This is a genomic window from Pseudomonas koreensis, from assembly GCF_036668835.1.
Taxonomy (GTDB): Bacteria; Pseudomonadota; Gammaproteobacteria; order Pseudomonadales; family Pseudomonadaceae; genus Aquipseudomonas; species Aquipseudomonas koreensis_I.
In genome coordinates this window covers 145,398-161,690 of the sequence record NZ_JAZEVW010000010.1, presented here as the reverse complement: position 1 = coordinate 161,690, position 16,293 = coordinate 145,398, and the positions used below count along the sequence as shown (strand labels likewise).

The window sequence follows — 16,293 nt, the reverse complement described above, 5'->3', positions numbered from 1 at the left end:
CGGCGTTTTTTATTGCCTTGCAGCGTTAGGCTTGAACGACTGGAATCTTGGCGTTCGCAGCAGCTTCACGGAACTCGGCGATCTGGTCGAAGGACAGGTAGCGGTAGACATCAGCCGCCATGCTGTCGATCTTGCCAGCGTATTCCATGTACTCTTCGACAGTCGGCAGGCGACCCAGGATCGAAGCAACGGACGCCAGCTCGGCCGAGGCCAGGTAGACGTTCGCGCCGTCGCCCAGACGGTTCGGGAAGTTACGCGTGGAAGTCGAGACCACGGTGCTGTTCGGCTCAACGCGCGCCTGGTTACCCATGCACAGCGAGCAGCCTGGCATTTCCATGCGTGCGCCGGCCTTGCCGTAGATGCCGTAGTAGCCTTCTTCGGTCAGTTGGTGAGCGTCCATCTTGGTCGGCGGCGACAGCCACAGACGGGTTGGCAGCTGACCCTTGACCTGATCCAGCAGTTTACCGGCAGCGCGGAAGTGACCGATGTTGGTCATGCACGAACCGATGAACACTTCGTCGATCTTCTCGCCAGCAACGCTGGACAGCAGACGGGCGTCGTCCGGATCGTTTGGCGCGCAGAGCACAGGCTCGTTGATTTCGGCCAGATCGATTTCGATGACTTCGGCGTATTCGGCGTCGGCATCGGCTTCCATCAGCTCTGGGTTGGCAATCCAGGCTTCCATCGCTTGAGCGCGACGTTCCAGGGTGCGCGCATCGCCGTAGCCTTCGCCGATCATCCAGCGCAGCAGGGTGATGTTGGACTGCAGGTACTCGGTGATCGACTCTTTCGACAGCTTGATGGTGCAGCCGGCAGCCGAACGTTCGGCCGAGGCGTCGGACAGTTCGAACGCCTGCTCGAGGGTCAGACCTTCCAGACCTTCGATTTCCAGGATGCGACCGGAGAAGGCGTTTTTCTTGCCTTTCTTCTCGACGGTCAGCAGACCGTTCTGGATGGCGAAGTAAGGAATGGCATGAACCAGGTCACGCAGGGTGATGCCAGGTTTCATTTTGCCTTTGAAACGCACCAGGATCGATTCCGGCATGTCCAGCGGCATGACGCCAGTGGCTGCAGCAAACGCCACCAGACCAGAACCGGCCGGGAACGAAATGCCCATCGGGAAACGGGTGTGCGAGTCGCCACCGGTACCGACGGTGTCCGGCAGCAGCATGCGGTTCAGCCACGAGTGGATGATGCCGTCGCCCGGACGCAGGGAAACGCCGCCGCGGGTCATGATGAAGTCAGGCAGGGTGTGGTGGGTGGTCACGTCGATCGGCTTTGGATAAGCCGCGGTGTGGCAGAACGACTGCATCACCAGATCAGCGGAGAAGCCAAGGCACGCCAGGTCTTTCAGTTCGTCACGGGTCATTGGACCTGTGGTGTCCTGAGAACCCACGGTGGTCATCTTCGGTTCGCAGTAGGTGCCAGGACGCACACCTTGGCCTTCTGCCAGACCGCAGGCCTTGCCGACCATTTTCTGCGCCAGGGTGAAACCCTTGGTGCTTTCAGCCGGAGCTTCAGGCTTCTTGAACAGATCGAACGCTGGCAGACCCAGTTCGGCGCGAGCCTTCTCGGTCAGGCCGCGGCCGATGATCAGCGGGATACGACCGCCGGCACGGACTTCGTCCAGCAGCACCGGGGTTTTCATTTCGAAGGTGGTGATGACTTCGTCGGTACCGTGCTTGCAGACTTTGCCAGCGTGCGGGTACAGGTCGATCACGTCGCCCATGTTCATGTTCGACACGTCGAACTCGATCGGCAGTGCGCCGGCATCTTCCATGGTGTTGTAGAAGATCGGAGCGATCTTGCTGCCGAAGCAGAAACCGCCAGCACGCTTGTTCGGCACGTACGGGATGTCGTCGCCGAAGAACCACAGCACCGAGTTGGTGGCCGATTTACGCGAAGAACCGGTACCGACCACGTCACCGACGTAGGCGATCGGGAAGCCCTGGCCGCGCATCTCTTCGATCTGCTTCATCGGGCCGGTCTTGCCTTGCTCGTCCGGAACGATGCCGTCACGGGCCATTTTCAGCATGGCCAGGGCGTGCAGCGGGATGTCAGGACGCGACCAGGCGTCTGGCGCCGGGGAGAGATCGTCGGTGTTGGTTTCGCCGGTGACCTTGAATACGCGCAGGCTGATCTTGTCGGCCAGTACCGGGCGCTTCTTGAACCACTCGCCGTCAGCCCAGGATTGCAGCACGGCCTTGGCGTGAACGTTGCCGTTCTTGGCTTTTTCAGCTACATCGTGGAAGGCGTCGAACATCAGCAGGGTGTGCTTGAGTTCTTCGGCGGCGACTGGCGCCAGTTCGGCGTCGTCCAGCAATTCAACCAGGGTGACGATGTTGTAGCCGCCCTGCATGGTGCCGAGCAGTTCTACAGCGCGTTTCTTGTCCAGCAGAGGGGAGTTGACTTCGCCCTTGGCCAGGGCAGACAGGAAGCCGGCCTTGACGTAGGCGGCTTCATCCACTCCAGGCGGTACGCGGTTGGTGATCAGGTCAACGAGGAAAGCTTCTTCGCCAGCCGGAGGGTTTTTCAGCAGCTCGACCAGGCCTGCTGTTTGTTCGGCGTTAAGCGGCTGGGGAACGATACCCAGGGCTGCACGCTCTTCGATATGTTTGCGGTAGGCTTCAAGCACAGTTATTACCCTCATCAGTGGTCCCAAATGGGTGTCCGGGACGCTCGTCGCGAAATGCTCGTACTCATGCGCTGCGTGGCGTTGTGGGCCGCTTAGCCAGAATTACCGGGCATTCCTTACAGAAGCTGCTTTCAAAGTTTTACGCCTGCAGAACGGGGAGCTGATGAGGGTTGGCGTTGGGCTTTTCCCCGCTGGAAAAACCCTTCGCCAACACCGCTCTGAAGGAACGACTGTGCTCGTGACGCTTTGAAAACAGCTTCTAACGGACATTGGCGCCTTAAAAGGCTGGCTGATTCTACGGCAAAAAAAATTTAAAGGTAAGTCGCGCTCTATTGGACTTTCGTGGCAATCGGCGCGGTGGCAGCGAAGTCCCGGCGCGGCTTTGCCCCTGATGTGCGAGGGGTGATCAATGGCCGACAAAGGGCTAACATGCCGGTCTGTTCCGCGTTTCAGTGCCTTGTCTACCTTATGCCCAATCAGACCATCAAGACTCCCTGCGTCGGCCTCTGCTCCACTGTTTACGGTGACTTGGTCTGCCGTGGCTGCAAGCGTTTCCACCACGAAGTGATCCACTGGAATGGTTACGACGAGGAGCACAAGCGCGCGGTGTGGCTGCGCCTGGAGCAATTGCTGTCACAAGTGATGGCGAGCAAGGTCGAGATCTTCGACCCGGCGCGCCTGCGTGAACAGCTGGAACAGCGCAAGATCCGCTTCGTGCCGCATCAGTCGGAATATTGCTGGGCCTATCAGTTGATTGCCCGCGGGGCGCGGGTGATCGTTAATCTGGAAGCGTACGGGATGGTCTTGCTGCCGGAGTTTCGCGACTGGAACCTGCCGGAACTGCGCGATGCCATTGATCGGGAATTCTTCCTGCTGTCGGAAGCGCATTATCAGCGCTACATTGCCCCCGGCTTCCTCAAGGACGCCTTTGGCGCCTGAAGAGCAAAAGCTTCGCGAGCAACCCCGCTCCCACAGTGGAATACATTTCCCTTGTAGGAGTGAGTCTGCTCGCGATAGCGGTCATCTATTCAAAGAAGGTAGCGACTGACGGTACGCCATCGCGAGCAGGCTCACTCCTACAGCAATCGCATTTCAAACAACGATTCAATGTTTCACCGCCAACTCCATCAGATGATCCTCAACCTCCAATGGTTTGAGCACCAGCACGTCGCTTTCCAGCGCATCGAGCACCGCTTCGGCGGTATTGCCGATCAATGCGCCTGACAGGCCGCTGCGCGCCACGGTGCCAATCACCGTTACCGCCGCCTGCAGCTTGTGCGCCATGAACGGGATCAAGACGTCCGCCGGGCCTTCTTCGATGTGCAAATGCTCGTCATCGACATCGAACTCAGCCTGAAACGCCCGGCACTGTTCGCGATATTTGGCTTCTATCGTCGATTTGAGCTGAAAAGTTGGGTCTGCCGCGGAAAGCATCGGCGACGGATGCGCTGTGATTACATGCAAGTGCGCCTTGGCCAGGCTGGCGATGTCGTAGCCGTGATCAATGATCGTGGTGTGCAGATGCCGATGTTCGCCATCGGCATTGCCGACGTCGATTGCCGCCAGAATCACTCGGTCTTTCCACGAGCCCGTAGTCTTCACCAGCAACACCGGAGTAGGGCAGTGGCGCAGCAATTTCCAGTCCGCCGGGGTCAGCAGGGCTTTTTTCAAAGGACTGTCGGGGAAGTGCTGTTTGATCACCAGCCCGCAACCCTCGGCCTGCTGCACGTCGATGATGGTTTCATGCAGGCTGTCGTTCCATGCCTGTTCGGTGGTCACGCTGTAACCTTCGGCCAGCAGCGCCGCCTTGAGCACGCTGAGCAGGCCGGCGTGGTCATGTTTCTTGTCGCACACCAGCAGATGTAGATGCGCCTGGGTCACGCCGGCGATCAGCTTGGCGCGTTTGAGCGCCAGACTTTCCGCGTGTTCGGGTTCAATGACCACCAGAATGCTGCGAATGGCTTGCATGAGCGGAGTCTCCAGCAATGAAAAGGCACGGCGTTGCACAACTATAGTTGCTGCGCGATCGTCTGCGACTTGATGCATATCAACGCCAGCCGCTGGTGGTCTGCGGGCAGGCCGGTATAATCGGCGCCCTTCGCTCGTAGACCTTTTGCCGTGAGCCCCATGATCCTTCCCGAAATCCACGAATTCCTCGGCTGCCGCACCCCCGACGCCTGGGTTCAGGCCGCCCTGGCCGATCAGGAAACCCTGCTGATCGACCACAAGAACTGCGAGTTCAAGGCCGCCAGCACCGCTCTGAGCCTGATTGCCAAGTATCATTCCCACGTCGACCTGATCAACATGATGTCGCGTCTGGCCCGGGAAGAGCTGGTGCACCACGAGCAAGTGGTGCGCATCATGAAGCGTCGCAAGATCGAGCTGCGTCAGCTGCACGCCGGCCGTTACGCCTCGGGTCTGCGTAAAGTCGTGCGCAGCCATGAGCCGGTAAAACTGGTCGATACGCTGGTGGTCGGCGCGTTTATCGAAGCGCGCAGTTGCGAACGTTTCGAGGCGCTGGTGCCGCATCTGGACGAAGAACTGGGCAAGTTCTACTTCGGTCTGCTGAAAAGCGAGGCGCGGCATTTTCAGGGTTATCTGAAACTGGCCTATCAATACGGCGACGCGAAAGACGTCGCGCAGGTGATTGAAAAAGTCCGCGCCGCCGAGCAGGAATTGATCGAGTCGCCGGACGAAGAATTCCGCTTCCACAGCGGTGTGCCCGCCGCGCATTGCTTCGGATGACCTGGGCGGATCCGGATTGATTGTGGTGAAGTTGCAGGCCCCTTCGCGAGCAGGCTCGCTCCTGCAAGGGGCACGGTTCAGCGGGTCACACCGAGACGTTCATGCCACTGGGCAATCGATTCTTCGGGGTATTCGTCAAATTGCCGATCCTTGGCTTTTGCCTCGATTTCAACCCACGACGCTTTCGACCCGAGCATCAAATGCGTGTGCTCCGGCGGCACCGGCAGCGCTGTATCGATCGCCGAGGCAAATGGATGGATCAGTTTTGGCCATTCCGGGCTGAACAGCCACAAGCCGCTGCCGCACAGTGAGCAGAAGTGCCGTTCGGCGCTGCTGCGATGGGCGCGCTGATCGCCGGGTTTTTTCATTTTCGCGTGGTAGATGCTGATGTGTTTGCGTCCGCGCACCTTGAGGCTGGTCGCGTCGCCGCCAAGGTTGATCGCATAACCGCCGCCGCCCTGGGTCTTGCGACAGATCGTGCAATAGCAGCGTTGATAAGGGTAGGGGTGGGCGCTGTCGAGGCTGAACGTAACCTCGCCGCAATGGCAGGAGCCTTCGAGGTGCATGGCCTTCTCCTGATGATGAATGTCTGCACAAGCCTAGAACATTGTGCGCGGTGTGATGCGCCGCCCGCGCGCGGCGTCTAGCCCCAGTGTCCCCGCGATCCCTTGGGGCGAGACTTCGAGACCCGGCATGCAAGCGCTGTTGAACGAGATCCTTGACGCTGTCCGCCCGTTGATCGGGCAGGGTAAAGTGGCTGACTACATCCCCGCCCTCGGCACCGTACCGGCCAATCAACTGGGCATCGCCGTGTACGGTAATGACGGCGAAATGTACTGCGCCGGCGACGCCGAAACACCGTTCTCGGTGCAGAGTATTTCCAAGGTGTTCAGCCTCGTGCAGGCGATCGACCATTCCGGCGAAGCGATCTGGGAGCGCCTCGGCCACGAGCCTTCCGGGCAGCCGTTCAACTCGCTGGTGCAACTGGAATTCGAACGTGGCCGGCCACGCAATCCGTTCATCAATGCCGGCGCACTGGTGATTTGCGATATCAATCAGTCACGCTTCGCCGCGCCGACCTTGTCGATGCGCGATTTCGTCAGGCGCTTGTCGGGCAATCCGCAAATCATGATCGACGGCAAAGTCGCCGACTCCGAATACCAGCACCGCGCGCGCAATGCGGCGATGGCGTACCTGATGCAGTCGTTCGGCAATTTCCACAACGATGTCGAAGCGGTGCTGCGCAGTTATTTCAGCCACTGTGCACTGCGCATGAACTGCATCGATCTGGCCCGGGCCTTCTGCTTTCTGGCCAATGACGGTTTCTGCAAACACAGCGGCGAGCGCATCCTCACGCCTCGGCAGACCCAGCAGGTCAACTCGATCATGGCCACCAGCGGGCTGTATGACGAGGCCGGCAACTTCGCCTACCGCGTCGGTTTGCCAGGCAAGAGCGGCGTCGGCGGCGGGATTGTCGCGGTGGTGCCGGGGCAGTTCACGGTCTGCGTGTGGTCGCCGGAGCTGAACGCCGCCGGTAATTCGCTGGCGGGGATGGCGGCGCTGGAATTGCTCAGCTCACGGATCGGCTGGTCGGTGTTCTGAAAACATACTGCGGTTTCCCTGTGAGAGCGAGCCTCCTCGCAAAGAGGCCGGTACATACATTCAGCATCCATGTTGCCTGACCGGACGCTTTCGCGAGCGGGCTCGCTCCCACAGGGGGCAGAGTTGCTTTGGGGGATTGGGTTCTATACATTTTCCGGCCGCCCCCTGCATGGTGAAACCGCTTCATGTCTCTTGCGCTCGAACGTCTAGTCGCTGGCACGCCGATCCCTTTCGCTGGTAACCGGGTGACCGTGGTCAGCCCCGAACTGGCCGCGCGCTTTCAGCCTGGTGATCATCTGCTGGTCGAGCAGGTCAGTGGTGAATTGCTGCTGATCCCCGTGGCGGACCAGCAAGCGGCGTCGGTTGCGATCGAGCGTGCGGCTGCGGCATTCACTGCGTTGTCGGCGGTGAGCGACGAGGCGATCAGCGAGTTTTTCGACCTGTTTGCCCAGCGCCTGGAAGACCAGCAATGCTGGGCCCACATCGAATCCGCCAACCGTGCCGACATCGAGCGCGCCAAAGCCCGTGGCCGCTCCACCACCCGACTGCTCGCCGACGAACGCATGCGCCGCGACATGATCGGCGGCCTGCGTGCCTGGCGCGATGCGCCGGCGACTCGCGGTAAAGTCATCAGCAGCGTCGAGCACGACGGCTGGAAGGTCGAGCAAGTGGTCGCGCCGCTCGGCATCGTTGCGTTCGTCTTTGAAGGGCGACCGAACGTGTTCGCCGATGCGGCGGGCGTCTTGCGCACCGGCAACACCGCTGTGCTGCGTATTGGCAGCGATGCGCTGGGCACCGCGCAAGCGATCGTCGCCCACGCCTTGGACCCGGCGCTGGCCGCAGCCGGCCTGCCGGACGGCGCGGTGTCGCTGGTGGAAAGTGTCAATCACGCCGCCGGTTGGGCGATGTTCGCTGACCGACGCTTGTCGCTGGCGGTAGCGCGGGGTTCGGGTCGTGCGGTCAGTCAACTGGGCAGCATCGCCCAGCAGGCCGGTACCGCGGTCAGCCTGCACGGCACTGGTGGGGCATGGCTGATCGCCGATCAGGCAGCCGACGCCGAGCGCTTTGCCGCGGTTGTGCGCAACTCGCTGGACCGCAAAGTCTGCAACACCCTCAACGTTTGCCTGATCCAGCGTGATCGTGCCGCTGAGTTGGTGCCGTTGTTCCTCGATGCCTTGAGGCAGGCGGGTACTGCGCGCGGCCAGGGTTGCAAACTGCACATCGTCGAAGGCAGCGAAAGCTGCTTGCCGAGTGATTGGCAGGACGCAACGGTCGAGGTTTACCGCGCCGAGGGTTACCAGACTGAAACGCTCGCCGAACCGCTGGCGGAATCGGAACTGGGCCGCGAGTGGGAGTGGGAGGAAACACCGGAAGTCAGCCTGATGATCGTCGACGATCTGGACCAGGCGATCGCCTTGTTCAACCGCTACAGCCCGCAATTCACCGTGTCGTTGATCAGCGAGGATGCCGCCGTCCATGAGCGTTTCTACAACGCGGTCAACGCGCCGTTCGTGGGCAATGGCATCACCCGCTGGGTCGATGGCCAGTACGCGCTGAACAAGCCGGAACTGGGCCTTTCCAACTGGGAGAGCGGGCGCTTGTTTGCGCGCAGTGCGATTCTTTCCGGGGATGGTGTGTTCACCGTGCGCAGCCGCATGACGCAGGTTGATCTCACGGTAAAACGTTGATCACTTAGCCGGTGATCGTTCCCACGCAGAGCGTGGGAACGATCCGTTCAGTCGGCGTCAGCGGTTTTTGCGTGGATCGCACAGGTCGCCGGTTGTTCGGCCAGCGGTATAAAGGTGCGGCGGTCCGAAGACAGCGCATTGATCGAGCCGGTCTCGATGTCGTACACCCAGCCATGCAAGTTCAACAGGCCTTTTTCCTGCGCCAGACGCACGCTCGGGTGAGTCTGAATATTGGCCAATTGCGCAATGACGTTCTCACGCACCATCGAAATCAGCTTCGCCGCATCATCGGCGTGCGGTCGTGCTTCGTTGACCACTTTCGCTGATTCGGCATGCTGCAGCCAGCCGCTGACTGCGGGCAAATGATCCATGCATTTGCACTGGGCAATCGCTGTCATCGCGCCACAATCTGAATGACCGCAAATCACGATATCGCTCACGCCGAGCACGGCCACCGCATATTCCACGGTTGCTGAAACCCCGCCCGGATGCGGGCTGTAGGACGGCACGATGTTGCCGGCGTTACGAATCACGAACAGTTCGCCGGGTTCTTGCTGGGTCAGCAGCTCCGGCACCACGCGGCTGTCGGAACAGGTGATGAACAACGTGCCGGGCTGTTGCGTGGTAGCCAGGTGACGGAACAGTTCGCTGCGTTGCGGAAAGGCTTCGTTCTGAAATTTCAGGAAACCGTCGATCAGGGATTGCATGGGCGTGTCCTCTATAAGGCGATCGAGTGGCCCGCATCCGGGATGCGGGCCGGAGCAATCAGAACGGGCGCAGCGGCAGGAACTTGCCGTCGAGGGTGACCACGGCGCGGGAGCCGCCTTCTGGATCGTCGACTTTCTTGATGTCGAGTTTGAAGTTGATCGCGCTGATGATGCCGTCGCCAAACTGCTCGTGGACCAGCGCCTTGAGCGTGGTGCCGTAGATCTGAATCATCTCGTGGAAGCGGTAGATGGTCGGGTCGGTCGGCACGCCGTTGAGGCTGCCGCGCAACGGGATGATCTGCATCGCGGCGACATCTTCCACGCTCAGCTCCAGCTTGTCGCCGACCACTTTCGCGGCGCTTTCCGGCAGTGGGTGCTGGCCGAGCAGGGCGGCGGTGACGTAAGCCAGGCTCAGGCCAGTGTCATCGGCGAGATCCTGCCACGAAAGATCCTTGCGTGCCTTGGCGTCGAGGATGCGGGTGGTCAGGGCCAGGCTGGTGTCGTTATAGGCATGGGACTGTTGCACGGTGTCACTCCTTTCAGGGTTGGCTTGCTGTGTGGGAGAGATCTTCTGCCGATTGATCCATAGCGTCCAAGACCGATATACAATGCTTGGCATTAGTCCTGCCTATAGATGGTGCGCCCCATGTTGTTGCGACATTTGCGGTATCTGCTGGCCGTTGCCGATCACGGCGGTTTCACCCGTGCCGCCGAAGCGCTGCATGTGTCGCAGCCGACCCTGTCGCAGCAGATTCGTCAGCTGGAAGAAACCCTCGGCGTAACGCTGTTCGATCGTACCTCGCGCACCGTCAAACCTACCGATGCCGGCGCGGCGTACCTCGAATGTGCGCGGCGCGTGCTGGTAGAGCTGGAGGCGGGCAAGCGCGCCCTGCACGATGTAAAGGACCTGTCGCGCGGCACGTTGCGTCTGGCCATGACGCCGACGTTCATGGCGTACCTGGTCGGGCCGCTGGTGCGGGATTTTGCGGCGCGGTATCCGGCGATTCATCTGCAGATTTTCGAGTTGTCGATGGACGATATCGAGGCCGGGCTGGCGGATGACTCGCTGGACATCGCCATTGCCTTTACGCCGGTGCGCAACGCGGAGATCGAGTGCATTCCGGCCTTTACCGAAACGTTGGCGATCATGGTCGGGCGTGAACATCCACTGTATGCCAGCGACTCGCGGTTACTGGCAGAGGACATTGCTCAGCTGGATTTCGCCTTGCTGGCGGCCGAGTTCATTACGCGGTTGTCGGTGGACGAGTACTTTCGACAGCAGGGGATCACGCCGAAGGTGCACATCGAGGTGAATTCGGTGAGCACGTTGCTGGAAGTGGTGCGCTGTTCGCCGATGGCAACGATGTTGCCGCAGGCTATTGCTACAGAGGAGCGGGCGTTGCGCCGGTTGCATGTCGAAGGGGACGCGCCGCAGCGAGGGGCGGCAATACTGCGCCGGCGTAATAACTACCACAGTGCGGCGGCGCTGGCGTTTGTCGAGTTGGTGCTGGGGCTGAAAAGCCCCTCACCCTAACCCTCTCCCAAGGGGAGAGGGGACTGACCGAGGTGATTTGACGAGTTAAGTCGACCTGAAAGTCCTGAGCCGAACGCGAATTTCCAATCCATCATGGATCAGCTCCCTCTCCCTCGGGAGAGGGCTGGGGTGAGGGGCTACAATTTCAGTCACGCCAAATCAATGCAAGCGAACAAAAAAAGGCCTGCTTCCTTTAAGGAATCAGGCCTTTCAATTTATTGATTGCTAACTCAATACAACCGATCAATCACCCGAACTTCATTATTGTTCTGCAGCGAATCCCACGCCTGTTTCAGCGTCTGCAGAACATTGCCAATGAAGTCCCTGTCGGCCGCTGCCTTCTTGCCGACATAACCGTGGCCGCGCCGGTACATCTTCAGGCGGGCCGCCAGGTTCTGGTGGTTGCGGTCGAATTCTTCTTCACCGGCATGGGGCGACAGGCAGTCGATATGCACCTGACCCGACTTGCTGATCCATAGAATATGGCTGTCGTGGCTGTCTTTTTGCGCAGCGAACATACGAGCCAGTTCTTCGACAGTAGGTTGATTGTTCAGATTCATGATTATTGCCCCTTGACCAGTCTGGTGATCTTTCAAAGTTGATTCGCTAATACAGGTAGCCCATCGGTTAGTTGATCCCTGGCACCGAAACCAGGACGTCAGCGCTCGCCCGTGTTGAGTACGGGGTCGTGCATCTGTTGCATGTAGTCGTGTTGAATAACTGCTACGCAATAGCGTCACAACGAGGAGAAGCAGCGAAAACCGGGAGGCGCATTGCCGACGCTTTCAGTGTCGACCACAAGCATCTTGAGAATTTTCGCCAGCGCTTCTCGTCCTTGTACTGGACGTTCAGGCCAGGTCAGCTTCTTCAATCTGCCTTGTGGGCAGCGTGTATCCGGAAAAAACAACTCGGCGGTCAGACGAGTTTGCTCAAGCGTGTTACCAGCGCTCCCGATCGGGGAACGTCTTCATCATGCAAAAGCAAAACGATGCCGTCAACGGTTTTGTAGTGATTATTTTCAGGCACTACATATTGTCGGACAAAGCTGTCTGGAATGAGAAAAGCTCCGTTGTGGAGACGGAATCAGTGAACGGTATGGGGCTTAACGGGGCGCCGGTCGGGCCGTGCGTTTGCGTGTGGCGGTGGTTTTGCTGGCGGTCGATTTGCGCTTTTTCTTCCACGGCGCCGCGGCTTTACCGGCGGGTGGCGGGCCGCTGATGGTCAGGCTCAGGCCGGAACAACGGGTGACTTGCTTGCTCATCCACGCCGCTTGTTTGGTAACGAATTCTTCCAGGCTCATCTCACCGCTTTGCACCATGTCCAGCGCCTGCTCCCAGATCGCCGTGGTGCCGGGGTCGGCAATCGCTCGCGGTACGGCGTCGATCAGGCTGAACGCGGCCGGGGTGGCGGCGAGCGCCTTGCCGTTTTTCACCAGATAACCCCGATCAATCAAACCCTGAATGATCGAGGCGCGGGTGGCTTCAGTGCCGATCCCGGTGGTGTCCTTGAGTTTCTGCTTGAGCAGCGGATCTTCCACCAGTCTGGCGACGTTCTTCATCGCCTTGATCAGATCGCCTTCGGTGTAGGGTTTCGGCGGTTGCGTCCACAGGTCCTTGAGCTTGACCTCGGCGACGGCGCATTCGACGCCCTGGCTGAGGGTCGGCAACGTTTGCGGCGCGGCAGCCTCGCGACCCTTGGCCGGAGCCAGTGCCTCGGGCAACGCGCGTTTCCAGCCCGGTTCGATGATCTGCTTGCCGACTGCGCGCAGCGCTTGGCCAGCGCAATCGAAATCGGCCTGGGTGCGATCGTATTCATGGTTGGGCAGAAACTGCGCCAGATAGCGCGCGCGAATCAGCGTGTAGACCGCGCGATGCTTGCCGGTCAGGCGTTCGAGGTTTTTCGCCGCCGCGGTGGGGATGATGCCGTGGTGCGCGCTGACCTTGGCGTCGTTCCATGCGCGCGAACGGCGCTGTGGTTCGAGATGGCCTCGTAGCGCTTCGAGGCCCGGATCGGCCTGACGCAACGCGGCGAGAATGCCCGGCGCTTCGCTGTGCTGGCTCAGCGGCAGGTAACCGCAATCACTGCGCGGGTAAGTGATGACTTTGTAGGTTTCGTACAGCGCCTGGGCGATGTCGAGGGTTTCCTGTGCGCCGAGGCCGAGTTTCTTCGAGCAGACTTCCTGCAAGGTGCCGAGATCGAAGGGCAGTGGCGCTACTTCACGCATGCGCTCGGTTTTCAGCTTGACCACTCGCGCACTGGCCGCACTGCCGATCGCCGCCGCTGCCTGCTGGGCCAGCGCTTGATTCAGGCAACGCTCCTGATCGTCACAGGCGTCCGTCGGCGCGCGCCACTGCGCGGTAAACCGCGTGCCGTTGTGCAGCAGATCGACATCGATTGCCCAGAACGGCACCGGCACGAAATCGGCGATGCTACGGTCGCGATCCACCACCAGCCGCAAGGTCGGCGTTTGCACCCGGCCTACCGGCAGCACACCTTGATAACCCGACTGGCGGCCGAGCAGGGTGAACAGACGGCTCATGTTCATGCCGATCAGCCAGTCCGCCCGCGAACGCCCCAATGCCGAGTGGTACAGGCTGAAGGTCTCCGCGCCCGGCTTGAGTGCGGCCAGGGCCTTGCGGATCGACGCCTCGTCCAGCGCCGACAGCCACAAGCGGCGGATCGGCCCGCGATAGCGGCAATGCTCGACCAATTCCCGGGCGATCATTTCGCCCTCACGGTCGGCGTCGGTGGCGATGATCAGTTCGCTGGTTTCGCCGAGCAGGCGTTTCACCGCTTTGAACTGGCTGGCGGTGCGCGGCTTGACGGTCATTTTCCATTTGTCCGGAATGATCGGCAGGTCCGCCAGCACCCAGCGTTTGTAGCGCGCGTCGTAGGCGTCCGGCGGCGCGGTTTCGAGCAGATGGCCGATGCACCAGGTCACCGTGACGTCCGTTCCCAGCCAGCAGCCGTCGCCCCGACGCCGGGCGCCGAGCACGGCCGCAATGTCTTTGGCCTGGGAGGGTTTTTCACAGAGGTACAGCCGCATAGCCACCATCGTCGATCAGGGTCGGAACAGGTGCACAGAATGGCCGGACTTGGCGGTGGGGGCAACTTTTATCTGTATGGATATACATGTAAAAGTTACCGGCCCTTGCCCTCTCCCGGAGAGAGAAGGGACTGTTCGGGGGGCGAGGCGCTTCGCCGTTCGGCTGCAATCCCGTCTTCATCAGGCGTCATCAGCTATACCTGAACCGTCTCTTCGCCGTATCCAGGAGAACCCCATGAAAAGCCCCAGCCCCGTGATCAACCTCGAACAGCTCTCCGGCTGCCTGGTGGTGAAATTCCACGGCATCCAGGTGGCCGCATCCTCCCACGTGCTGGTCCTCAAAGAAGCCAATTACCCGCCGGTGTATTACCTGCCGCGCGAAGACATCGATGAAAAATATTTCGCCCGCACCGATCACACCAGCTATTGCCCGTACAAGGGCGATGCCAGTTACTTCAGTTTGCAGGTGCCGGGGCATGAGCAGGCGAATGCGGTTTGGACGTACGAGAACCCGAAAGTGTCGGTGGCGCCAATCCGCGACTACGTGGCGTTCTATCCGGATCAGGTGAAATTCGAGGTGATCAAGGCGGATGCCTGAGCAAAAAAGCGGCGAGAGCGCGAACGCTCTCGCCGGCAGCGGTTTCAGTTCTTGTCGAGGTCGATGTTCTTCGTCTCACGCAGGCAGATCATGCCCACCACCAGGCTGACTCCGGTAATCAATACCGGGTACCACAGCCCGTAAAAGATATCGCCGGTGTACACCACCAGGGCAAACGACACCGTCGGCAGGAAACCGCCGAACCAGCCGTTGCCGATGTGGTAGGGCAGCGACATCGAGGTGTAGCGGATGCGTGTCGGGAACAGCTCGACCATCAGCGCCGCCAGTGGGCCGTAGCACATCGCCGAGATGATGATCAGCGCCACGATCAGCGCGACGATCATTGGTTTGTTGATCTGCTGCATGTCGGCCTGTTGCGGGTAGCCGGCGAGGGTGATCGCGCCGCGCAGGGCGGCTTCATCGAAGCCATCGAGTTTGACGTCACCGACGCTCACCTGCACGCCACTGCCGGCCGGGGCGGCGACGCTGGAGTAGGGCAGGCCTTGTTTGACGAGGAAGGTCTTGACCTTGTCGCACGGGCTGTCGAATTTGGCTTTGCCCACCGGGTCGAACTGGAAGGTGCAGGTCGCCGGATCCGCCGTCACGGTGATCGGCGCCTGACGGCTGGCCAGATCGATCGCCGGGTTGGCGTAATGCGCGAGGGATTTGAAGATCGGAAAGTACAGCGCGGTCGCCAGCAGCAAGCCCAGCATCAACACCGGTTTGCGCCCGACCTTGTCCGATAGCCAGCCAAAGAAAATGAAGAACGGCGCGCCGATGACCACGCTGACAATCAGCAGGCTGTTGGCCACTGCCGGGTCCATTTTCAGGAACTGGGTGAGGAAGAACAGCACGTAGAACTGCGCCGCATAAAACGTCACCGCTTGTCCGGCGTTGATGCTGAACAGGGCGATCAGCACGACTTTGAGGTTTTCCCATTTGCCGAAGGATTCGCGGATCGGCGCTTTCGAGGTTTTGCCTTCTTCCTTCATTTTCAGGTAGGCCGGCGACTCGTGCAGCCTCAGGCGAATCCAGGTGGAAATGCCCAGCAGCACGATCGACAGCAGGAACGGAATGCGCCAGCCCCAGACTTCAAACTGGTCGCCGGTGAAATAACGGCAACCGAGCACCACCAGCAGCGACAGCAACAGGCCCAGGGTCGCGGTGGACTGAATCCAGCTGGTGTGGAAACCGCGCTTGCCGATTGGCGCGTGCTCGGCCACGTAAGTCGCCGCGCCGCCGTATTCGCCGCCGAGCGCCAGACCTTGGAGCATCCGCAGCACCACCAGAATGATCGGCGCGGCAATGCCGATGCTCGCGTAGGTCGGCAGCAGGCCGACGCAGAACGTCGCCACGCCCATCAGAATGATCGTCGCCAGAAACGTGTATTTGCGCCCGATCATGTCGCCCAGTCGCCCGAACACCAGCGCACCGAACGGCCGCACGATGAAGCCGGCGGCGAACGCCATCAGTGCAAAAATGAACGCGGTGGTGTCGTTGACCCCGGCAAAAAATTGCTTGCTGATCACTGCCGCGAGCGCGCCGTAAAGGAAGAAGTCATACCACTCGAACACCGTCCCGAGGGACGAGGCGAAGATGACTTTTTGCGTGGCATTGCTGGTCTCGGCGCTGCTCGCAGCGTCCAGCGGCTGAGCGTGTTCTGACATGTCGGTATCCCTCACAGTGATTGTTTTTGTTGTTCCACTGGTGTTGCGTGTCCCGGTGTTGCGCGATGCCT

General features: G+C 60.5%; 14 protein-coding genes. 6 read left to right on the top strand and 8 right to left on the bottom strand.

Annotation, left to right across the window (positions count from 1 at the left end; translation table 11 throughout):
• Positions 1–25: 25 nt before the first annotated feature.
• Positions 26–2,635, bottom strand: a complete 2,610-nt coding sequence (gene acnB / locus V6F91_RS23955; protein WP_332768934.1) for a bifunctional aconitate hydratase 2/2-methylisocitrate dehydratase — start codon at positions 2,633–2,635, stop codon at positions 26–28.
• 468 nt (positions 2,636–3,103) lie between these two features.
• Here acnB and V6F91_RS23950 point away from each other — a divergent pair, with 468 nt between their 5' ends.
• Positions 3,104–3,574 (top strand): DUF1289 domain-containing protein, encoded by a 471-nt coding sequence (locus V6F91_RS23950; RefSeq protein ID WP_332768801.1) that lies wholly within the window; start codon positions 3,104–3,106, stop codon positions 3,572–3,574.
• A 165-nt stretch (positions 3,575–3,739) separates the two neighbouring features.
• On the opposite strand, the gene V6F91_RS23945 is transcribed toward V6F91_RS23950, so the two are convergent.
• On the bottom strand, positions 3,740–4,603 hold the full coding sequence (locus tag V6F91_RS23945) for a universal stress protein (protein WP_332768800.1): 864 nt from the start codon (positions 4,601–4,603) through the stop codon (positions 3,740–3,742).
• Positions 4,604–4,762: 159 nt separating this feature from the next.
• Here V6F91_RS23945 and V6F91_RS23940 point away from each other — a divergent pair, with 159 nt between their 5' ends.
• Positions 4,763–5,380: a tRNA-(ms[2]io[6]A)-hydroxylase gene (locus tag V6F91_RS23940; RefSeq protein WP_332768799.1), complete on the top strand. Its 618-nt coding sequence runs from the start codon at positions 4,763–4,765 to the stop codon at positions 5,378–5,380.
• Positions 5,381–5,457: 77 nt separating this feature from the next.
• Here the strand turns inward: V6F91_RS23940 and V6F91_RS23935 are convergent, their stop codons facing one another.
• A complete protein-coding gene (locus V6F91_RS23935; protein ID WP_332768797.1) occupies positions 5,458–5,946 on the bottom strand; it encodes a GFA family protein in 489 nt (162 codons plus the stop codon).
• 127 nt (positions 5,947–6,073) lie between these two features.
• Here V6F91_RS23935 and glsB point away from each other — a divergent pair, with 127 nt between their 5' ends.
• Together glsB and V6F91_RS23925 are read left to right on the top strand one after the other, a co-directional pair.
• Complete coding sequence (glsB, locus tag V6F91_RS23930; protein ID WP_206415946.1) at positions 6,074–6,982, top strand: glutaminase B; 909 nt, start codon at positions 6,074–6,076, stop codon at positions 6,980–6,982.
• Positions 6,983–7,167: 185 nt separating this feature from the next.
• The gene (locus V6F91_RS23925; protein ID WP_332768796.1) at positions 7,168–8,670 is read left to right on the top strand and encodes an aldehyde dehydrogenase family protein; all 1,503 of its coding nucleotides are present in this window, start codon (positions 7,168–7,170) and stop codon (positions 8,668–8,670) included.
• Positions 8,671–8,717: 47 nt separating this feature from the next.
• On the opposite strand, the gene V6F91_RS23920 is transcribed toward V6F91_RS23925, so the two are convergent.
• Positions 8,718–9,377, bottom strand: a complete 660-nt coding sequence (locus V6F91_RS23920) for a carbonic anhydrase (protein ID WP_332768795.1) — start codon at positions 9,375–9,377, stop codon at positions 8,718–8,720.
• A 58-nt stretch (positions 9,378–9,435) separates the two neighbouring features.
• Positions 9,436–9,903, bottom strand: coding sequence for a cyanase (cynS, locus tag V6F91_RS23915; RefSeq protein WP_332768793.1), 468 nt, complete (start codon positions 9,901–9,903; stop codon positions 9,436–9,438).
• A 120-nt stretch (positions 9,904–10,023) separates the two neighbouring features.
• Here cynS and cynR point away from each other — a divergent pair, with 120 nt between their 5' ends.
• Positions 10,024–10,911, top strand: coding sequence for a transcriptional regulator CynR (cynR, locus tag V6F91_RS23910; RefSeq protein ID WP_332768791.1), 888 nt, complete (start codon positions 10,024–10,026; stop codon positions 10,909–10,911).
• Between the two features lie 230 nt (positions 10,912–11,141).
• Here cynR and V6F91_RS23905 read toward each other — a convergent pair whose 3' ends face one another.
• Together V6F91_RS23905 and V6F91_RS23900 are read right to left on the bottom strand one after the other, a co-directional pair.
• Positions 11,142–11,471: a hypothetical protein gene (locus tag V6F91_RS23905; protein WP_332768790.1), complete on the bottom strand. Its 330-nt coding sequence runs from the start codon at positions 11,469–11,471 to the stop codon at positions 11,142–11,144.
• Between the two features lie 542 nt (positions 11,472–12,013).
• A complete protein-coding gene (locus tag V6F91_RS23900; RefSeq protein WP_332768788.1) occupies positions 12,014–13,957 on the bottom strand; it encodes a DNA topoisomerase III in 1,944 nt (647 codons plus the stop codon).
• A 235-nt stretch (positions 13,958–14,192) separates the two neighbouring features.
• Here V6F91_RS23900 and V6F91_RS23895 point away from each other — a divergent pair, with 235 nt between their 5' ends.
• On the top strand, positions 14,193–14,555 hold the full coding sequence (locus V6F91_RS23895; RefSeq protein ID WP_332768786.1) for a DUF427 domain-containing protein: 363 nt from the start codon (positions 14,193–14,195) through the stop codon (positions 14,553–14,555).
• Between the two features lie 44 nt (positions 14,556–14,599).
• Here the strand turns inward: V6F91_RS23895 and V6F91_RS23890 are convergent, their stop codons facing one another.
• Positions 14,600–16,222, bottom strand: coding sequence for an MFS transporter (locus V6F91_RS23890; protein WP_332768784.1), 1,623 nt, complete (start codon positions 16,220–16,222; stop codon positions 14,600–14,602).
• Between the last annotated feature and the right edge of the window lie 71 nt (positions 16,223–16,293).

What these genes read in the sequence shown, in the direction of transcription:
- glsB (WP_206415946.1), top strand. Translation starts at nt 6,074, where the DNA reads ATGCAAGCGCTGTTGAACGAGATCCTTGACGCTGTCCGCCCGTTGATC.
- V6F91_RS23905 (WP_332768790.1), bottom strand. Translation starts at nt 11,471, where the DNA reads ATGAATCTGAACAATCAACCTACTGTCGAAGAACTGGCTCGTATGTTC.
- V6F91_RS23945 (WP_332768800.1), bottom strand. Translation starts at nt 4,603, where the DNA reads ATGCAAGCCATTCGCAGCATTCTGGTGGTCATTGAACCCGAACACGCG.
- V6F91_RS23900 (WP_332768788.1), bottom strand. Translation starts at nt 13,957, where the DNA reads ATGCGGCTGTACCTCTGTGAAAAACCCTCCCAGGCCAAAGACATTGCG.
- V6F91_RS23895 (WP_332768786.1), top strand. Translation starts at nt 14,193, where the DNA reads ATGAAAAGCCCCAGCCCCGTGATCAACCTCGAACAGCTCTCCGGCTGC.
- V6F91_RS23935 (WP_332768797.1), bottom strand. Translation starts at nt 5,946, where the DNA reads ATGCACCTCGAAGGCTCCTGCCATTGCGGCGAGGTTACGTTCAGCCTC.
- V6F91_RS23920 (WP_332768795.1), bottom strand. Translation starts at nt 9,377, where the DNA reads ATGCAATCCCTGATCGACGGTTTCCTGAAATTTCAGAACGAAGCCTTT.
- V6F91_RS23925 (WP_332768796.1), top strand. Translation starts at nt 7,168, where the DNA reads ATGTCTCTTGCGCTCGAACGTCTAGTCGCTGGCACGCCGATCCCTTTC.
- V6F91_RS23950 (WP_332768801.1), top strand. Translation starts at nt 3,104, where the DNA reads ATGCCCAATCAGACCATCAAGACTCCCTGCGTCGGCCTCTGCTCCACT.
- V6F91_RS23940 (WP_332768799.1), top strand. Translation starts at nt 4,763, where the DNA reads ATGATCCTTCCCGAAATCCACGAATTCCTCGGCTGCCGCACCCCCGAC.
- V6F91_RS23890 (WP_332768784.1), bottom strand. Translation starts at nt 16,222, where the DNA reads ATGTCAGAACACGCTCAGCCGCTGGACGCTGCGAGCAGCGCCGAGACC.
- cynR (WP_332768791.1), top strand. Translation starts at nt 10,024, where the DNA reads ATGTTGTTGCGACATTTGCGGTATCTGCTGGCCGTTGCCGATCACGGC.